Source organism: Thalassobaculum fulvum (assembly GCF_014652915.1).
GTDB lineage: Bacteria > Pseudomonadota > Alphaproteobacteria > Thalassobaculales > Thalassobaculaceae > Thalassobaculum_A > Thalassobaculum_A fulvum.
The window spans coordinates 88078-105145 of sequence record NZ_BMZS01000005.1 but is presented as its reverse complement, the minus strand read 5'-3'; the positions used below and the strand labels follow the sequence as shown (position 1 = coordinate 105145).

Here is a 17068-nt window from a genome sequence, read left to right as displayed (position 1 = left end):
TTGAACCGGGGGAAGAGCCGGGACCCACGGAGCGACGGCTGCCACTCACCGCCCTACCCCCGCAAGACCGCCGGCAGCCACAGGGTGATCGCCGGGAACGCCAGCAGGACCGCAACCCGCAGGATCTCGACCGCGAAGAACGGCATGACGCCCTTGAAGGTCTCGCGCATCGGCGTGTCGGTCGCCAGCGCCGAGATCACGAACACGTTCATGCCGACCGGTGGCGTTATCAGCCCGAGTTCGACCACCACCAGCGCCAGGATGCCGAACCAGACCTTCAGGTCCTCGGTGCTCATCCCGAAGCCGGCGCCCTCGGCGCCCTGGTACAGGCCGCCGTTCATCTCCATCATCACCGGCCAGAAGAACGGGATGACCAGCAGGATCATCGACAGGCTGTCCATCAGGCAGCCGAGCAGGATCAGGCCGACCAGCAGCAGGATCAGCACGGTCATCGGCGCCAGGCCGGAGTTGACGGCCCATTCCGCCATCGCCTGCGGCACCTGGGCCCGCGACATGAAGATCTTCAGCAGCTCGGCGCCCAGCAGGATCAGGTAGATCATGCCGGTGGTCTTGGCGGTATCCAGCAGCGCCTCGCGCAGGGCCGAGAGGCCGAGGCCGCGGCGCAGGGCGCCGAACAGCCAGACCAGGAACACGCCGACCGCCGCCGCCGGCGTCGGGTTGTAGAACCCGGCATACATGCCGCCGATCACCAGGATGAAGATGACCAGCACCGGGATCACCCCGACGGTCGCGGCCACGAACTCCGAGCGGCTGCCCGAGCCGCCGCGCGGCCCGGCCTCGGGCCGCAGCGCCACGTAGGCCGCGATCGTCAGCAGGAACAGCAGCACCGCCAGCAGACCGGGGATCAGCGCGGCCATGAACATCGTGACGATGTTCGCCTCGACGATGATGGCGTAGATGATCAGCACCACCGAAGGCGGGATCAGGATGCCGAGTACGCCGCCGGCGGCCAGCGTGCCGGTGGCCAGCGAGCCGGCGTAATTGTACCGGCGCAGCTCCGGCAGCGCGACCTTGCCCATGGTCGAGGCGGTCGCCAGCGACGAGCCGCAGACCGCGCCGAAGATCGCGCAGGCGGCGATGGCGGCCATCGCCGTGCCGCCGCGCAGCCAGCCGAGCCAGGCGTTGGCGGCCCGGAACATGTCCTGGCTGAGGCCGGCCCGGGTGGCGAGCGCGCCCATCAGCACGAACATCGGGACGACCGACAGGTCGTAGATCGAGAACTGTCCGTAGGCCAGCGTCTTGAGCTGGCTCATGACCATCGCGGGGCCGTTGAGCATCGTGATGCCGATGCCGCCGACCAGGATCATCGAGTAGGCTATCGGTACGCGGATCGCGATCAGCAGAACCAGCACGACCAGGCCGGCGATGCCGCTCGTCAGGGCGTCGAGCATCGGATCAGGCCTTCGCCATGGTCTGGGCGTTCTCGACCAGCGTGATCGCCGCGGCCACCGCCAGCAGGGCGAGCGAGACCAGGATCGGCACGAACGCGATCCAGTGCGGGAACTGCAGGATCGCCGTCGTGTACTCGAACGCCTTCTGGTCGACCATCCCGAGATACATCTGCCGAAGCAGTATCAGGCTGAAGCCGAGCGCGATGACCGACCCGAGCAGCGTGAAGCCAGCGATCCAGCGCGGCGAGGCCCCGGCCGTGAAGATGTCGGCCGTGACGTTGGCCCCGGTAAGCTGGCAGTACGGCAGGAACGCGAAGGCGGCGACCGCGACGCCGACCTCGGTCATCTCGAAATCCCCCGGGAACGGCTTCCAGACGACCGCTCCGACCACCGAGATCACGTTGATCGCCACGACGGCGACGAGCGACACGCCGCCCATCAGCGCCCAGACCTTGATGACGTTGCGGGCGAGGCCGATCGGCCCCGCCCGCACGCCCCGGCCGGAACCGAGCGTCATTTGCCGCCGTGCGCCGCGATGCGCTCACGCGCCTTGGCGACCAGGGCCTTGCCGTCGATGCCCTTGGCGGAGACCTCGTCGACCCAGCGCTGCACCACCGGCTCCAATACCTTCTGGAAGGCGTCGGTCTCTTCCTTGGTCAGCGTGATGTGCTGGTTGCCGGCCTTGACGGCCAGGCCGATGCCGAACTCGTCGGAGGCCCGCCAGATGTCGCCGACCTGCCCCCACCACTCCGGTCCGGAGGCCTTCTTGAAGGCGGCCTTGATGTCGTCCGGGAGACCGTCCCAGCGGGCCTTGTTCATCGAGACCTGGAAAGTCGTGGTCCCGAAGCGGGCCTTGTCGACGCCCTCGATCTGGTACTCGGTCTGCTCCTGGATCTTGAGCGGCGGGATGATCTCCCAGGGGATCAGCGCACCGTCGACCACGCCCTTCTGCAGCGCCTGCGGCAGCTCCGGAACCGGCATGGCGACCGGCGAGGCGCCCAGCGCCTCGATGATCCAGGCGCCGGTGCGGGTCGGGATGCGCAGCTTCGTGCCGCTCAGGTCGTCGGGCTTGCGCACCAGCTTGTCGCGCATGTGAATGGCCTGGCCGGCATGGACGTGGAGGAACATGACCTCGACGCCCTTGTACTCCTCGCGCAGGTCGCTCTCGAACATGTCGTACATGGCGAGGTTGGCCGCCTTCGGGTCGTTCAGGTAGACGAACGGCAGCTCGAAGACCTCCGTGCGCGGGAACAGGCCCGGCGTGTAGCCGTTGACGGTCCAGACCAGGTCGACCACGCCGTCGCGGGCCTGCTGAATCAGCTCGGGCGGCCGGCCGCCCAGGGTCATCGCCGGATAGATCTGGATCTTGACCCGCCCGCCGGAGTTGTCCTCGACCGCCTTCGCCCAGGGTTCCAGCATCTTGGTCTGCGCGGGCGCCTTGGCCGGCAGCAGATGATGGAGCGTGAACTTGAACTCCTGGGCCGAGGCGGCGGCGCCGACGCCGACGGCCAATGCCAGCCCCAGCGTCGCGGCCTTAAGGCACTGCAATGGTCTCATGTCTTCCTCCCTGTCCGATCTTCTGGGCGTCCGGCCGCCGGCTTTTCGGTGCGACGGTTCTGCTCGGACCGCAACAGGCCGGCCCGACCCGGCGATTTCGTGTGCTGCACCCCCTCCCGCCGAACACCCGGATCGATCCGATCCCGCCGCAGAGCGGCATTTGCACCCCCGCCGCAGGGCGGAATGTGCACCCCTTGTATACACCACGATAGCGTCTTCTCGCCGCTACGCCGATACCCTCTCTCGTCGCACCCGCGTCGCCTTGCCCCGGTTTCGGCCAGCGGCTAGCGTGCCGGCCGGGAGGATCCGCGCCATGCCCCGCCACATCGTCTGCCTGACCTACGACTTCGACGCCCTGTCGCTGCCGATCGCCAAGGGCATGGTCAGCCCGACCGCCCTGTCGCGCGGCGAGTTCGGGCTGGTCGGGGTCGAGCGCATCCACCTGATGCTGGCCGACCGGCACATCCCGGCGACCTTCTTCGTGCCGGGCCACACCATCGAGAGCTTCCCCGGCTCGGTCGCCCCGCTGGTCGAGGCCGGCAACGAGATCGCCCATCACGGCTGGACCCACCGCCGCCCGAACGACCTGTCGCGCGAGGACGAGACCGAGGAGCTGGTACGCGGCATCGCGGCGATCCGCTCGATCACCGGCAAGCCGCCGGTCGGTTACCGCTCGCCGTCCTGGGACCTGTCCCCGAACACCCTGGAGCTGCTCATCGAACACGGCTTCGAGTACGATTCCAGCATGATGGGCCACGACTACCGGCCCTATCGGCCGCGCACGGGCGACCGCACCCCGCTGCTGGAACCGGCCACCTTCGGGCCCGAGACGCCGCTGATCGAGATGCCGGTGAGCTGGAGCCTCGACGACTATCCTCACTTCGAATGGTCGGTGATGTCGGGCGGCGCCCTGAATCCCGGCCTCGGGCACTGGCGCGGGGTCGTCGACAACTGGATCGCCGACTTCGACTACATGCGCGAGACGACGGACTGGGGCGTGATCACCTACACCTTCCACCCGTTCGTGTCCGGCCGCGGCCATCGGATGAAGGCGATGGCGGCGCTGATCGACCACCTGACCGGGGCCGGGGCCACCTTCCTCACCATGGCCGAGGCTGCCCGCGAGGCTGCCGAACGGGTCGGTCCGCCCAGGACATGACCGCGGCCACAGACCGCCGCGCCGCGCTGGCCGCCGGTCTCGCGCGGCTCGGCGACGAGCACCCGGCCCTGGCCGCGGTCATCGCCGAGGTCGGGACGCCGGAGCCGCGCATCCTCGAGCCCGGCTTCGGCTCCCTGCTGCGGATCGTCGTCGGCCAGCAGGTCTCGACCGCGGCGGCGGCGGCGATCTGGGATCGCCTGGCGGACGCCGGCGGGGACGACGTCGCGCGGTTCCTCGGCTTCGACGACGCCACGCTCGGCCGGATCGGCCTGTCGCGCGCCAAGATGCGCTATGGACGCGCGCTCGCCGCGGCCGTGGCGAACGGCACGCTCGACCCGTGCGGACTGGCGAATCTGCCAGGGGAGGAGGCCACGGCCCGGTTGACCGCCCTGCCGGGCATCGGCCGCTGGACGGCCGAGATCTACCGGATGTTCGCGCTGGGCGATCCCGACGTGTTCCCGGTCGGCGACCTGGCGCTGCGCGAGGGGGTCCGGATGGCGCTCGGTCTCGAGGATCGGCCACCCCCGGCCCGGGCCGAATCCCTGACCGCGGCATGGCGGCCCGAACGCAGCGCCGCCGCGTTGCTACTGTGGCGGCTGTACCGGCACCGCCGCGGCATCGCCGTGCTCGGCGCCGACGGTAGCGGGCCGTAAACGGCTCTGATAATCTACAATTCGAGACGTGTTGTACAATCGATCGGTCTACCGGGACGTGTCGAGTTCGAAGTCCGCCAGCAGTCGGGGCAAGCGCCTGCCGTTCGGCAGGCGCGCGGCGCGTCGGAGAGGCTCGTGAGCACCGTCGCTCCCCTGGCCGGAATGCCGACAGTCGACGTGGCGGTTCAGTCGGCCATCGACGCGATCGACGACAGTTTCCTGGTGCTCGACGCCGACGACCGGCTGGTCGCGTTCAACGCCGGCGCCCTGCGCGCCTTCCCGCACCTCGAACCGGAGCTGGTGGCCGGGGCCCGCTTCCAGGAGCTGATCCGGCGGGATGCGGAGGTCCTGCACGAGCGCGGCATGATCGACGACGTCGAGCGTGCCGTCGCCGACCGGATGCGACGCCACGCCCTGCCGAACAGCAGCTACGAGTCGCGACAGCCGGACGGCCGCTGGTTCCGCTCGGAGGATCGGCCGATGGCCGGTGGCGGCCGCGTGGTGATCACCCGCGACATCACCGACGAGCGGCGACACGCCGAGGAAGCGGCGCGCTACACCAAGCTGCTGCGCGGCACCCTCGAGAACATCAGCCAGGGCCTCTGCGCCTTCGACGCCGCCTACCGCCTGATGACCTGGAACGCGCAGCTGTTCGAGCTGCTCGACCTGCCCCACACCTTCGCCCAGGTCGGCACTCCGATGATCGACATGATTCGGTTCCTGGCCAGGCGCGGCGACCTCGGTCCGGGCGACGTCGGCGAGCTGACCGAAGAGGTCTACCGGATGTCGACCCAGACCCGGGGGACCATCTACGAGCGCCGGGACACCCGCGGGCGGACGCTGGAAATCCGCCTCCGGCCGCTGAGCGACGGCGGGCTTGTCGCGACCTACTCCGACGTCACCGACCGCCACAAGGTGCTGACCGCGCTGCGCGAGAGCGAGGAACGCTACGCCCTGGCCGCCGCCGGCGCCAACGACGGGCTGTGGGACTGGAACCTCGGCAGCAACCGGATCTTCTTCTCCGACCGCTGGAAGGAGATGCTCGGTTTCGCGGCCGACGAGATCAGCGACGGTGCCGAGGAGTGGTTCAGCCGCATCCACCCGGAGGACGTGCAGCGGGTCACCGCCCAGATCGACGCGCATCTGAGCGGCGCCGCCGCCAACTTCGAGAGCGAGCACCGCGTCCGGCACTTCGACGACAGCTACCGCTGGATGCTGGTGCGCGGCCTCGCGGTGCGCGACTCCGACGGCAACGCCTACCGGATCGCCGGCTCGATGACCGACATCACCGAGCGCAAGCGGTCCGAGGAGCAGGCGATCCACGACGCCCTGCACGACAGCCTGACCAGCCTCGCCAACCGGACGCTGTTCCTGGAGCGGGTCCGCCAGGCCCTGGCCCGGCAGCGCCGCACCCCGTCCGCCCAGTTCGCCGTCATCTACCTCGACCTCGACCGCTTCAAGGTGGTCAACGAGAGCCTGGGCCACGTGCATGGCGACGACCTGATCATCGCCGCCGCCCGCCGCCTGGAGCAGAACCTGAAGTTCGGCGATACCGTCGCCCGGCTCGGCGGCGACGAGTTCGCGATCATGCTGGAGGACGTCCGCGACAAGGAGGACGCGACCGGCCTGTCCGACATGCTCCAGAAGGCGCTGTCCACGCCGTTCATGCTGGGCGGCAAGGAGGTGTTCACCACCGCCTCCATGGGCATCGCCCACTCCGCCGAGAACTACGTCCGCCCCGAGGACATCCTGCGGGACGCCGAGCTGGCCATGTACCGGGCCAAGGAACTGGGCAAGGCGCGGTCCGTCGCCTTCGATCCGGCGATGCGCGGCACCACGGTCACCCCGCTCGACGTCGAGACCGATCTGCGGCGGGCGCTCGAGCGGCACGAGATGGTGCTGAACTACCAGCCGATCGTATCGCTGTCGGACGGCAGGATCCGCGGCTTCGAGGCCCTGGCCCGCTGGCACCATGCCGAGCGCGGCGACATCCCGCCGTCGGAGTTCATCCCGCTCGCCGAGGAGACCGGGATGATCGTCGAGCTCGGCCAGTGGGTGCTGCGCAACGCCTGCGCCCAGATGGTCGAGTGGAACCGGGACTTCACCGACCAGGGACCGTTCGAGATCAGCGTGAACCTGTCCGGCCGGCAGTTCACCCAGCTCGACCTGGTGCGCATGGTGACCAACAGCCTCGAGGGCACCGGCCTGCAGGCCAACTGCCTGAAGCTAGAGATCACCGAGAGCGCGCTGATGGAGAACGCCCAGCGCTCGGCACAGATGCTGCGACACCTCAAGGAGCTCGACATCAAGGTCTGCGTCGACGACTTCGGGACCGGCTACAGCTCGCTCAGCTACCTGCATACCTTCCCGATCGACACCCTGAAGATCGACAAGTCGTTCGTGCAGGACATGGGCCGCAACCGGCACAACCTCGAGATCGTGCGGACCATCGCGCTGCTGGCCCAGAACCTGCGACTCGACGTGATCGCCGAAGGCGTGGAGACGCCGGAGCAGCTCGCCCAGCTCCGGGCCATAGGGTGCGGCTACGCCCAGGGCTTCCTGTTCTCGCGACCCTTGACGACGGAGAACGTACGGCGCCTTCTGGCCGAGAACCGGGTCTGGTAGGATTCCCGCGGCATGAAGCGTTTCGAAGTCTACTTCCTCCAGAAGAAGCACGACGGTGTCTGGGACACCCTCGAACGGGCGCAGTCGGCCTCGGTCCTGGTGGCTTCGCTGGTCCGGGAGTTCGACTCCGGCGAGGACGCCGAGGTGCGGATCCTGGCCGGAGCCTACGACGAGGCGGCCGAGGACTGGGAGTTCACCCAGATCTTCTTCGTCGACCGCAGCGCGGTCGAGCTGTCGCTCTCGGAACGCGACGACGGCGGGCCCGCCTGGCGGAACGAGCCGATCGCGGACGACGACCGCGAGGCGGTCCCGGGCGGGCAGGCGTTCGCCGACGCCATCCGGCGCGCCAGCGACGAAGGCGAAGACCTGGACCTCGAGGGCTGGCCGCCGGCCGGCCGACGCGGCGCGGACGAGGCGCTGCCCGACGACGAGCCGCCGATCGGCCCGCCGCCGCGCTTCGATGCGCCGAAACGGCGGAGCGGCCAGGCGTTCTTCGTCATCGGCACGATCGTCATCGCGCTGATCCTGACCGCGGCGGCGGTCCTGGGGCTCGGTATCGCCCTCGACGCCCCGCAGGTGAAGCCGGTGATCTCGATGTTCCGGAACCTGACGGCCGGACTGGGGTCGGGCGATCGTGACGCCATGATCGCGCCCACCGGCAGCGACGCGGTGATGCCGGAGACCACCGGGCAGGTGATCACCTACCACGGCGTCGCGCCGGGGCTGCGCGGCCGCTGGTCGCCCGGCCGGTGCGACGAGACCTATATCGAGTTCGACGCCGAGGGCCTGGTGGTCGGCGCGCCCGGCCGGCCGGAATCCCTGAAGGTGCCGGTGGTCGAGACGCTGGAGGACGACTACACGTGGTACGTCCGGCGCTCACCCGACCTGGTCGAGCACTTCCAGAAGCTCGGCAAGAACGACCTGCAGCTGGTCGGCGACACCACCCGGGCCGGCTTCTCGACCCGGACCTCCGACATCCTCACCCGCTGCCCGTAAGCCGCTCCGGGTGGGGCCGTTCCGGCCGGGTCGCCAGGGCGATCGCCAGCAGCGCCAGCCCGAGCGCCGCCAGGTGGCCGGCGGTGAAGCGCTCGCCGAGGCCGACGATGGCGATCAGCGCGCCGCTGACCGGGATCAGCGCGGTGAACGCCCCGGCGATGCCGGCGTCGGCCTTGCGCAGCCCCTCGAACCACAGCAGGAAGGCGACCACGCTGCCGGCCGTGCTGTAGAACACGATCAGCGTCCAGGTGCCGGCGTCGATCGCCGGCCAGCCGTCCTGCGCAACCTGCAGCGCCGCCAGCGGCAGGAACATGACGGTCGCCGCCACCCCGGTGATGGCCGCCAGCGGCACCGGCGCCAGCCGCGCCCCGACACGCTTGGCGAGGACGGTGAACATCGCCTCCGAGAACACCGCACCGACCACCAGCAGGTTGCCGAGCAGAGACCGGGCGCCGGGGCCGGCCACGTCGTGCAGGGCGATCACAGCGATTCCGGCGCTCGCCAGCACGACCGCGCCGCAACGCCGAACCGTCAGGCGCTCGCCCAGGACCATCGCCGACAGCAGCAGGGTCGCCGCCGGAATCGTGCTGGTGATCAGCGCGGCATCGACCGCGCTGGTCCGTGCCACGCCCTCCAGGATCAGCATGGTGAACAGGAAGGCCCCGAAGAACGACAGCAGCCCCGCGACCGCCAGGTCCCGCCACGCCACCGTCCGCAGCCGGCCGTTGCGCAGCGCCAGCGGTACCAGGATCGCCGCCACGATCGCGAACCGCAGGAAGCCGAAGACGTAGACCGGCACCGCCGCCACCACCGGTTTGGCGACGGCGACGGTGGCGCCGGCCAGAACCATCGCCCCGGCGAGTTGCAGGTAGGCGAGCAGCATCCGTCCCTCCGCGGTTTCGACGGAAGGTGGCGCGATGGGGAAAGCGGGTCTTGAAGAAAAGTGCGGCGGCCGCCCGGCGTCAGAGCAGGCTGCCCTGCACCGGCATCGCCGGCCGCGGCGCCGCCGCCACGGGCTCGACCAGCGACGGGTCGTCGTTGCGGACGTTGCCGACCTTCGGGTCGACCCGGTAGGCCTCGATCGCCGCCGGGTCGCACGGCGCCATCAACCCGGCGGCGACCTTCGGTTCGGCGGTCAGCCAAGCCTCGAACTGCGCGTCGCCGAACAGCATGACCGGCATCCGGTGATGGATGTCGCGCACCGCCTCGTTGGCGTCTGTGGTGACGATCGTGAAGGTCTCGAGCGCGCTGCCTTCGCCGGTCCCCTCCCACAGCTCCCACAGGCCGGCGAACGCGAACGGCGCCCGGTCGCGGCGCACGACGCGCCAGGGCTGCTTGCGGCCGGCCTCGGTCTTCCACTCGTAGAAGCCGTCGGCCGGAACCAGACAGCGGCGGTACTTGAAGGCCCCGCGGAACGCCGGCTTCTCGGTCACGGTCTCGGCCCGGGCGTTGATCATCTTCGCCCCGATGCCGATATCCTTGGCCCAGAACGGCACGAGGCCCCAGCGCATGATGTGCAGTTCCCGCCCACCGCGCCCGCCTTCGCGCTTCGGGTCGCCGTTGCGGACCACCGGAACCTCCTGGGTCGGTGCGACGTTCCACCGCGGCTGCAGGTTCAGCAGCGTGTCGACCCGGAAGATCCGGCGCATGGCCTCGGGATCGGTGGTGATGCTGTACCGGCCGCACATGCGGGCCTCCCGGAAGTCGAACGATCACGGCACCGGTTCGCGGCTTGGCGGTGTCCCGGCCCGCCGCTACCATCGCGCCGACCCCCACGCTAGCAGGCGAGGCTGACATGGCGAAGTTCGGCATCGGACAGGGCATGAAGCGCAAGGAGGACCAGCGCTTCCTCACCGGTCACGGCCGGTACACCGACGACCTCGCCCCGGCCGGCGTCGTGCGGGCGGTGCTGGTGCGATCACCGGTCGCGCACGCCCGAATCACCGAGGTCGAGACGCTCGACGCCAGGGAAGCCCCCGGCGTGCTGGCAGTGCTGACCGGCGAGGACGTGGTCGCCGACGGCCTCGGCGACCTGCCCTGCGCCGCCCTGCTGCCGGGTCGCGACGGCAAGCCGGCGGTCGGACCGGCCTACCCGCTGCTGGCGCGCGACCGGGTCCGGCATGTCGGCGACGCGGTCGCCCTGGTGGTCGCCGAGACCTACGAGCAGGCGCGCGACGCGGCCGAGCTGGTGGAGTTCTCCTACGACCCGCTGCCGGCGGTGCCGGACATCGAGACGGCATCGGCCCCGGGCGCTGCGTTGGTCTGGGACGAGGCGCCGGGCAACCTCTGCCTCGACTGGGAGACCGGCGACGCCGCCGCGGTCGAGGCGGCGTTCGCCACGGCCGCCAGGGTCGCCGAGCTGACCCTGGTCAACAACCGCATCGTGGTGAACTCGCTGGAGCCGCGCGGGGTGGTCGCCGAATACGACGGCGGCGCCTACACCCTGCACGTCTCGACCCAGGGGCCGCACGGCGTACGCGACGTGCTGTGCGACATCCTCAAGATCGAGCCGTCCGCCATGCGCGTGGTCTCGCCGGACGTCGGCGGCGGCTTCGGCATGAAGATCTTCCCGTACCGGGAGCACGCGCTGGCGGCCTGGGCCGCGAAGCGAACCGGCCGGCCGGTCAAGTGGATCGGCGAGCGCACCGAGTCCTTCGTATCCGACACCCAGGGCCGGGACCACCGCTCGACCGCCCGCATGGCGCTGGACGCCGACGGCCGGTTCCTGGGGCTGTCGGTCGACACCAGGGCCGATCTCGGGGCCTACCTGTCGCTGTACGGGCCGGCGATCCCGACGGTCGCCGGCTCCGGCATGCTGGCCGGGCTGTATACCACCCCGGCGATCCACGTGCGGGTGCGCGCCTACTTCACCAACACCCTGCCGGTCGACGCCTATCGCGGCGCCGGCCGGCCGGAGGCCGCTTACCTGGTCGAGCGGCTGGTCGACGTCTGCGCCAAGGTGACCGGGATCGACCGGGCCGAGATCCGGCGCCGCAACTTCGCACCGGCCAGCGCCATGCCGTTCACCACGGCCCTCGGCGAGACCTACGATTCCGGCGACTTCACCGCCCATCTCGACAAGGCGATGGCGGAGTCCGACTGGACCGGCGTCGAGGCCCGCAAGGCGGCCAGCCGCAAGGCCGGCAAGCTGCGCGGCATCGGCCTGTCGACCTATGTCGAGGCCTGTGGCGGCGGCGGGCCTGAATGGGCCGACATGCGGGTCAACCCGGACGGCACCGTGACCGTCCCGATCGGCACCCGCTCGACCGGCCAGGGCCACGAGACCGCGTACTCGCAGCTGGTCACCGAGGTGTTCGGGATCGACAACGAGTTGGTCACCGTCATCCAGGGCGACACCGCGGCGATCGAGAACGGCGCCGGCACCGACGGCTCGCGCTCGCTGCCGGCCGGCGGCTCGGCCCTGAAGGCGGCGATCGACGTGGTGGTCCGCAAGGGCAAGCGGATCGCCGCCCATGCGCTCGAGGCGGCCGAGGCCGACATCGAGCTGGCCGACGGCCGGTTCGCGGTGGCCGGCACCGACCGCTCGATCTCGCTGGCCGAGGTCGCGACCCGAGCCCTGGACCCGAGCCAGCTTCCCGAGGGTATGGAACCGGGGCTGTCGGCCAGCGAGTCCTACAAGCCGAAGGCCTCGACCTATCCGAACGGCACCCATGTCTGCGAGGTCGAGGTCGACCCCGACACCGGCGTCGTGCAGGTCGACCGCTACACCGTGGTCGACGATTTCGGCGAGGTGGTGAACCCGCTGCTGCTGCAGGGCCAGGTCCACGGCGGCGTCGCCCAGGGCGTCGGCCAGGCGCTGTACGAGCGCGTCGTGTACGACGCCGACGCCCAGCTGGTGACCGGCTCGCTGATGGACTACTGCCTGCCGCGCGCCGACAACCTGCCGATGGTCGGCTTCGCCATGAGCCCGACCCGCTGCACCACCAATCCGCTCGGCGTGAAGGGCTGCGGCGAAGCGGGTGCCATCGGCGCGCCGCCGGCGGTCATCAACGCGGTGCTGGACGCCCTGGCGCCGCTGGGGGTGACCGACATCGACATGCCGGCCACGCCCGAGCGGGTCTGGTCGGCGATCCAGGCGGCCAAGCCGGCCGCCGCAGCCTGACGACGGAGTGGACAGCGTGAGCGAACTCGACAAGGCAGCGCTTCTCGACCGCATCGCCGTCCTCGCCCGCGAGGCCGGCCGGGTGATCCTGCCCTACTACGAAAGCGATCCGATCGTCGGCAGCAAGTACGACGGCAGCCCGGTAACCGCCGCCGACCGCGCCGCCGAGGCGGTCATCGTGCCGGTGCTGCAGTCCTTGACCCCGGACATTCCAGTGGTCGCCGAGGAGGCGGTTGCCGCCGGCCAGATCCCCGACGTCTCGGGCGGCCGGTTCTGGCTGGTCGACCCGCTCGACGGTACCAAGGAGTTCATCCAGAAGCGCGGCGACTTCACGGTCAACATCGGCCTCGTCTCCGATGGCGGGCCAGTGCTCGGCGTGGTCCATACCCCGGTCGACGGCATGCTGTGGGCCGGTGCGGTCGGCAATGGCGCCTGGGAGGAAGACGGCTCCGGCAACCGCAAGCCGATCGCGGTGCGCAAGGCCGATCCGGCGGCGCTGACCGTGGTCGCCAGCAAGAGCCATCGCAACCCGGCGCTCGAGGCCTATATCGACAGCCTGCCGGTGAAGGAGTCGGTGTCGCGCGGCTCGGCCCTGAAGTTCTGCCTGGTGGCGCGCGGCGAGGCCGACGTCTATCCGCGCACCGGGCCGACGATGGAGTGGGACACCGCCGCCGGCCACGCCGTGCTGCTGGCCGCCGGCGGCTCGCTGACCACCTTCGAAGGCAAGCCGTTCCTTTACAGCAAGCCGGATTTCCGCAACGGGTTCTTCATCGCCCGGGGCGGCTGACGCCGTGGTCGCGGCGCCGGGCCGGACCGCCGCCGGCCGCATTCCGGGGGCCTTGGCGGCACTGTGCCTGACGGCGGCGCTGGCGGCCGTTGCCGGCTGTCAGCAGCGGGCGCCGCTGGAACCCACAATCCGCCCCCCGGCCCGGCATCCGATACAGCCGCCGGCCGAGCCCCGGTCCCCGGCCCCGACCGCCGTCGACAGCGGCGAGCCGCGGCCGCTCACCCCGGGCCCGAACCCGCGGATCAGCCCGACGCCCGACATGGCGCCCCGGGTCGGACCGTCCGTGCCGGCGGGCACGTCGTCCCCCCGCCGTGATCTGGAGGAGCTGAACCGCGACCTCCGCCGGCAGCGGGACCTGCTCGAACGTGAGGATCCGGGACCGCCGGCCGGTACCATCGACCGGCGCCCCGGGACGATCCGCCGGACACCGGGGACCATCGAGATTCCCCGCTGACCACTTCACAGACCGCCTTCGATCCCTTATTACAAGATACATCTTGCGATAAAGGAGGTCCCCATGCGCGTGCTCGTGCTCGGCGGAACCGGCTCGATCGGTCGCGCCATCGTGCGAAGGCTCGGTTCGGCCGGCCATCAGGTCCGTGCCCTGGCGCGCAGTCCGGAAGCGGCGGAACGCCTGCTGGTTCTGGGCGCCGAGCCGGTGGCCGGCGACCTCGCGGCGCCCGCGCTCTGGACCGGCGCCGTGGTTCCCGAGGTCGACGCCGTGGTCCACGCCGCCTGCACCTTCGACGCCGACATGGGGCGGGTCGACGCCGCCCTGCTCGACGCCCTGCTCCCGGCCCTGGCCGCCACTGGACGGCGGCCGGCCCTGGTCTACACCGGTGGCTGCTGGCTGTGGGGGCCGTCGCCGGACCGGGCGATCGACGAAACCGTGCCGTTCGACCCGCTGCCGGCCTTCGCCTGGATGGTCCCGAACCTGCAGCGCGTGCTGGCGACCCCCGGCATCCGCGGCGCCGTCGTCCACCCGGCGATGGTGCACGCCGACGACGGCGGGCCGCTGGCGGCGATGGCCGAACAGGCACGGGCCGGCCGGCCGGTCCAGGTGGTCGGCTCGCCGGACGTGCTGTGGCCGCTGGTGCACGCCGACGATCTCGCCGAGCTGTACCGCCTGGTGCTGGAGGACGACGGTTTCGCCGGCCCGGTGATCGGCGTTACCGACGAGGCCGTGCGGGTCGGCGACCTCGCCCGCCGCTTCGGCGGTACCCCGGACGTGCAGGTCGTGCCGGAGGACCGGGCCGCCGCCGAACGCGGCGAATGGGCGAGAGGCTTCGCCCGCAGCCAGCGCCTGAGCGGCGCCCTGGCGCGCGACCGCCTCGGCTGGTCCCCGGGACACCGCCTGTCGAGCGCTGACCGGCAATCCGCCGCCTGAGTCGACAGGCGGCCGGCCCTGGAAATCGCCCGCCCGCCGCACTACTTTCGAGAGACGACACGGGGTGCCCGGGCAACCGGGCTGAGATCACACCCGCAGAACCTGATCCGGGTCATGCCGGCGGAGGGAGTCGTCGTCGATCGGCATCGGTCATCCATGCGCGTGCGTCGACTCTCCTCCGGAAACCGAGGGGAGACCGATGAACGAAGCCGCCACCGAAGCAACCACCATGCGGACCGACGCCCCCGATCACAGGCGCGAAGCCTGGGCCACTCTGCAGGCGGTTCGCGACAGCGGACCGCTGGTCCACAGCGTCACGAACCTGGTGGTGACCAACCTGACCGCCAACGTGCTGCTGGCGCTCGGCGCCTCGCCGGCGATGGTCGAGAACATCGAGGAGGCCGGCGAGCTCGCCGCTGCGGCCGGCGCCCTGGTGATCAACCTCGGCTCGATGTCGGCGGCCCGGACCGAGGCCATGCACGCGGCCGCGCTGGCCGCCGACCGCGCCGGAACGCCCTGGGTACTGGACCCGGTCGCGGTCGGTGCCTTGTCCTACCGCACCGGAGTCGCTCGCGAGCTGCTGGCGCACCGGCCGACGGCGATCCGCGGTAATGCCTCCGAGATCGCCAGCCTCGCCGGCGGCGACGGCGGCGGCAAGGGCGTCGACAGCACGCTCGACAGCGGCGCCGTCCTCGACGCGGCCCGGCGGCTGGCCCGCGACACCGGAGCCGTGGTCGCGGTCACCGGCAGGATCGACCGGGTGACCGACGGAGATCGGACGCTGGCGGTCGAGAACGGCCATGTCCTGCAGACCCGGGTAACCGGCATGGGCTGCTCGGCGACCGCGGTGATCGCAGCCTGCCTGGCCGTGTCAGGACCGGCCCGGCTGGCCGCGACGGCTTACGCGCTCGCTCTGTTCGGGTTCTCCGCCGAGCGTGCCGCCCGCGGGGCGGAGGGGCCGGCCTCGTTCCAGGCCGGGCTGATCGACTCGCTTTACGGGCTGACCGAGGCCCAGGTGCTGGCCGGGGTGCGGATCCGATGACCCGGCGGCCCTTCGACTTGTCGCTGTATCTGGTCACCGACCCGGCCCTGGTCCGCGGCCGGCCGCTGGAAGCGGTGGTGGCGGCCGCGGTCGACGGCGGCGCGACCCTGGTCCAGCTGCGCGACAAGACCGCCGATACCGGCGCCCTGATCGCGACCGCCGCGCGCCTGCTGGACGTTCTGCGGCCGCGCGGCGTGCCGCTGGTGATCAACGACCGGGTCGACGTCGCCCTGGCAGTCGGCGCCGACGGGGTGCATGTCGGCCAGTCCGACATGCCGGCCGCAACCGTGCGGCGCCTGCTCGGCGAGCACGCGATCGTCGGCCTGTCGGTCACCCGGGAGGCCGAACTCGCCGCGGTCGATCCGGCCGTCGTCGATTACCTGGGCGTCGGCCCGGTGTTCGCCACCGCGACCAAGGCCGATGCGGCCGCCCCGCTGGACGACGCGACGATCCGCCGGATCGTCGCCGCCAGTCGGCTGCCGACGGTCGGCATCGGCGGCATCCATGCCGGCAATGCCGGCCGGCCGCGCGCCCTCGGTCTCGACGGCATCGCCGTCGTCTCGGCGGTCTGCGCAGCGGCGGATCCCGGGGCGGCGGCGCGGTCGCTGCGCGCGGCGTTCGCCTAACCCGCGGCCTTCAGTACCTCGGCCGCCAGCGCCTTGACCTCGGCGGCGGCCGAGCCGGTGCGCTGGTACTCGGTCACCCCGAGCCCTTCCAGCAGGGCGGCGGCCAGGGCCACCCGGTTGCCGATCCGGCCCTTCGCCACCTTGGCCCCGAGCTCCTTCAGCTTGGCGGTCATCGCCTCGGTGAGCTTGGCGCGCGGCGGCACCCGGTTCAGCACCAGCAGGGCCGCGGTGTTCTCGCCGGCCGCCAGGTCGAGGGTCGCCTTGGTCGCCCAGAAGTCCATCGGGCTCGGCTGCAGCGGCACCACGACCAGATCGGCCGAGCGCACCGCGATCTTGGCCTCGGTCTCGGCATGCGGGGGCGAGTCGATCAGCACCACGTCGTGGGTCTTCGCCAGCTTCTCGACCTCGTTGGCGGTCCGCCAGCCGGTGATCCGGTGTACAGACAACCCGCCCTTTCCGCGCCCGCCGGACGGTGCCGGCACCCCCATCTCCTCGCGCATCGCCCACCACGAGCTGAGCGAGGCCTGCGGGTCGATGTCGACCACCGCCACCGATTTGCCGGACTGCGCCCAGGCGACCGCGAGGTGCGCGGCGATCGTGGTCTTGCCGGCCCCGCCCTTCTGCTGGGCGACGGTGACGATGCGGGCGGTCATGGGAGCCTCCTCGGGTCCGCGGGCGACGGCGGCAGTGTAACGGCTTGC

15 protein-coding genes and 1 riboswitch are annotated in these 17068 nt (G+C 71.2%); of the genes, 9 read left to right on the top strand and 6 right to left on the bottom strand.

The window, feature by feature from the left end:
- Window positions 1-53 precede the first annotated feature (53 nt).
- From IE246_RS12170 to IE246_RS12160, 3 genes are read right to left on the bottom strand one after another with little or no spacing between them, the layout of a single operon-like run.
- Window positions 54-1412 carry a TRAP transporter large permease gene (locus IE246_RS12170; protein ID WP_189989849.1) on the bottom strand — a complete coding sequence of 453 codons (1359 nt, stop codon included), beginning with the start codon at window positions 1410-1412 and terminating at the stop codon, window positions 54-56.
- Window positions 1413-1416: 4 nt separating this feature from the next.
- Window positions 1417-1929 carry a TRAP transporter small permease gene (locus tag IE246_RS12165; RefSeq protein WP_189989847.1) on the bottom strand — a complete coding sequence of 171 codons (513 nt, stop codon included), beginning with the start codon at window positions 1927-1929 and terminating at the stop codon, window positions 1417-1419.
- A complete protein-coding gene (locus tag IE246_RS12160; protein ID WP_189989846.1) occupies window positions 1926-2969 on the bottom strand; it encodes a TRAP transporter substrate-binding protein in 1044 nt (347 codons plus the stop codon). The genes IE246_RS12165 and IE246_RS12160 overlap by 4 nt, the downstream gene beginning before the upstream one ends.
- Before the next feature lie 313 nt (window positions 2970-3282).
- Between IE246_RS12160 and IE246_RS12155 the strand changes: the two genes are divergently transcribed.
- The 4 genes from IE246_RS12155 (at window position 3283) to IE246_RS12140 (ending at window position 8402) form a co-directional block, all read left to right on the top strand.
- Complete coding sequence (locus IE246_RS12155; RefSeq protein WP_189989844.1) at window positions 3283-4128, top strand: polysaccharide deacetylase family protein; 846 nt, start codon at window positions 3283-3285, stop codon at window positions 4126-4128.
- Window positions 4125-4781 (top strand): DNA-3-methyladenine glycosylase family protein, encoded by a 657-nt coding sequence (locus IE246_RS12150; protein WP_189989842.1) that lies wholly within the window; start codon window positions 4125-4127, stop codon window positions 4779-4781. Before IE246_RS12155 ends, IE246_RS12150 begins: the two co-directional genes overlap by 4 nt.
- 135 nt (window positions 4782-4916) lie before the next feature.
- The gene (locus tag IE246_RS12145) at window positions 4917-7406 is read left to right on the top strand and encodes an EAL domain-containing protein (RefSeq protein WP_189989840.1); all 2490 of its coding nucleotides are present in this window, start codon (window positions 4917-4919) and stop codon (window positions 7404-7406) included.
- A 12-nt stretch (window positions 7407-7418) separates the two neighbouring features.
- The gene (locus tag IE246_RS12140; RefSeq protein ID WP_189989838.1) at window positions 7419-8402 is read left to right on the top strand and encodes a hypothetical protein; all 984 of its coding nucleotides are present in this window, start codon (window positions 7419-7421) and stop codon (window positions 8400-8402) included.
- Here IE246_RS12140 and IE246_RS12135 read toward each other — a convergent pair.
- Complete coding sequence (locus tag IE246_RS12135) at window positions 8386-9285, bottom strand: DMT family transporter (protein WP_189989836.1); 900 nt, start codon at window positions 9283-9285, stop codon at window positions 8386-8388. The two genes, IE246_RS12140 and IE246_RS12135, sit on opposite strands and share 17 nt — an antisense overlap.
- Before the next feature lie 79 nt (window positions 9286-9364).
- Window positions 9365-10090: an SOS response-associated peptidase gene (locus tag IE246_RS12130; RefSeq protein WP_189989834.1), complete on the bottom strand. Its 726-nt coding sequence runs from the start codon at window positions 10088-10090 to the stop codon at window positions 9365-9367.
- 107 nt (window positions 10091-10197) lie between these two features.
- Here IE246_RS12130 and IE246_RS12125 point away from each other — a divergent pair, with 107 nt between their 5' ends.
- The 5 genes from IE246_RS12125 (at window position 10198) to thiE (ending at window position 16367) form a co-directional block, all read left to right on the top strand.
- Window positions 10198-12525 carry a xanthine dehydrogenase family protein molybdopterin-binding subunit gene (locus tag IE246_RS12125; protein ID WP_189989832.1) on the top strand — a complete coding sequence of 776 codons (2328 nt, stop codon included), beginning with the start codon at window positions 10198-10200 and terminating at the stop codon, window positions 12523-12525.
- A gap of 16 nt (window positions 12526-12541) precedes the next feature.
- On the top strand, window positions 12542-13312 hold the full coding sequence (cysQ, locus tag IE246_RS12120; RefSeq protein WP_189989830.1) for a 3'(2'),5'-bisphosphate nucleotidase CysQ: 771 nt from the start codon (window positions 12542-12544) through the stop codon (window positions 13310-13312).
- A 517-nt stretch (window positions 13313-13829) separates the two neighbouring features.
- Complete coding sequence (locus IE246_RS12115) at window positions 13830-14699, top strand: NAD-dependent epimerase/dehydratase family protein (protein ID WP_189989828.1); 870 nt, start codon at window positions 13830-13832, stop codon at window positions 14697-14699.
- A gap of 50 nt (window positions 14700-14749) precedes the next feature.
- Window positions 14750-14844, top strand: a riboswitch (TPP riboswitch).
- A 54-nt stretch (window positions 14845-14898) separates the two neighbouring features.
- Window positions 14899-15741, top strand: coding sequence for a hydroxyethylthiazole kinase (gene thiM, locus IE246_RS12110; RefSeq protein ID WP_229837005.1), 843 nt, complete (start codon window positions 14899-14901; stop codon window positions 15739-15741).
- Complete coding sequence (gene thiE / locus IE246_RS12105) at window positions 15738-16367, top strand: thiamine phosphate synthase (RefSeq protein WP_189989826.1); 630 nt, start codon at window positions 15738-15740, stop codon at window positions 16365-16367. Before thiM ends, thiE begins: the two co-directional genes overlap by 4 nt.
- On the opposite strand, the gene parA is transcribed toward thiE, so the two are convergent.
- Window positions 16364-17020: a ParA family partition ATPase gene (gene parA, locus IE246_RS12100; RefSeq protein ID WP_189989825.1), complete on the bottom strand. Its 657-nt coding sequence runs from the start codon at window positions 17018-17020 to the stop codon at window positions 16364-16366. The two genes, thiE and parA, sit on opposite strands and share 4 nt — an antisense overlap.
- Between the last annotated feature and the right edge of the window lie 48 nt (window positions 17021-17068).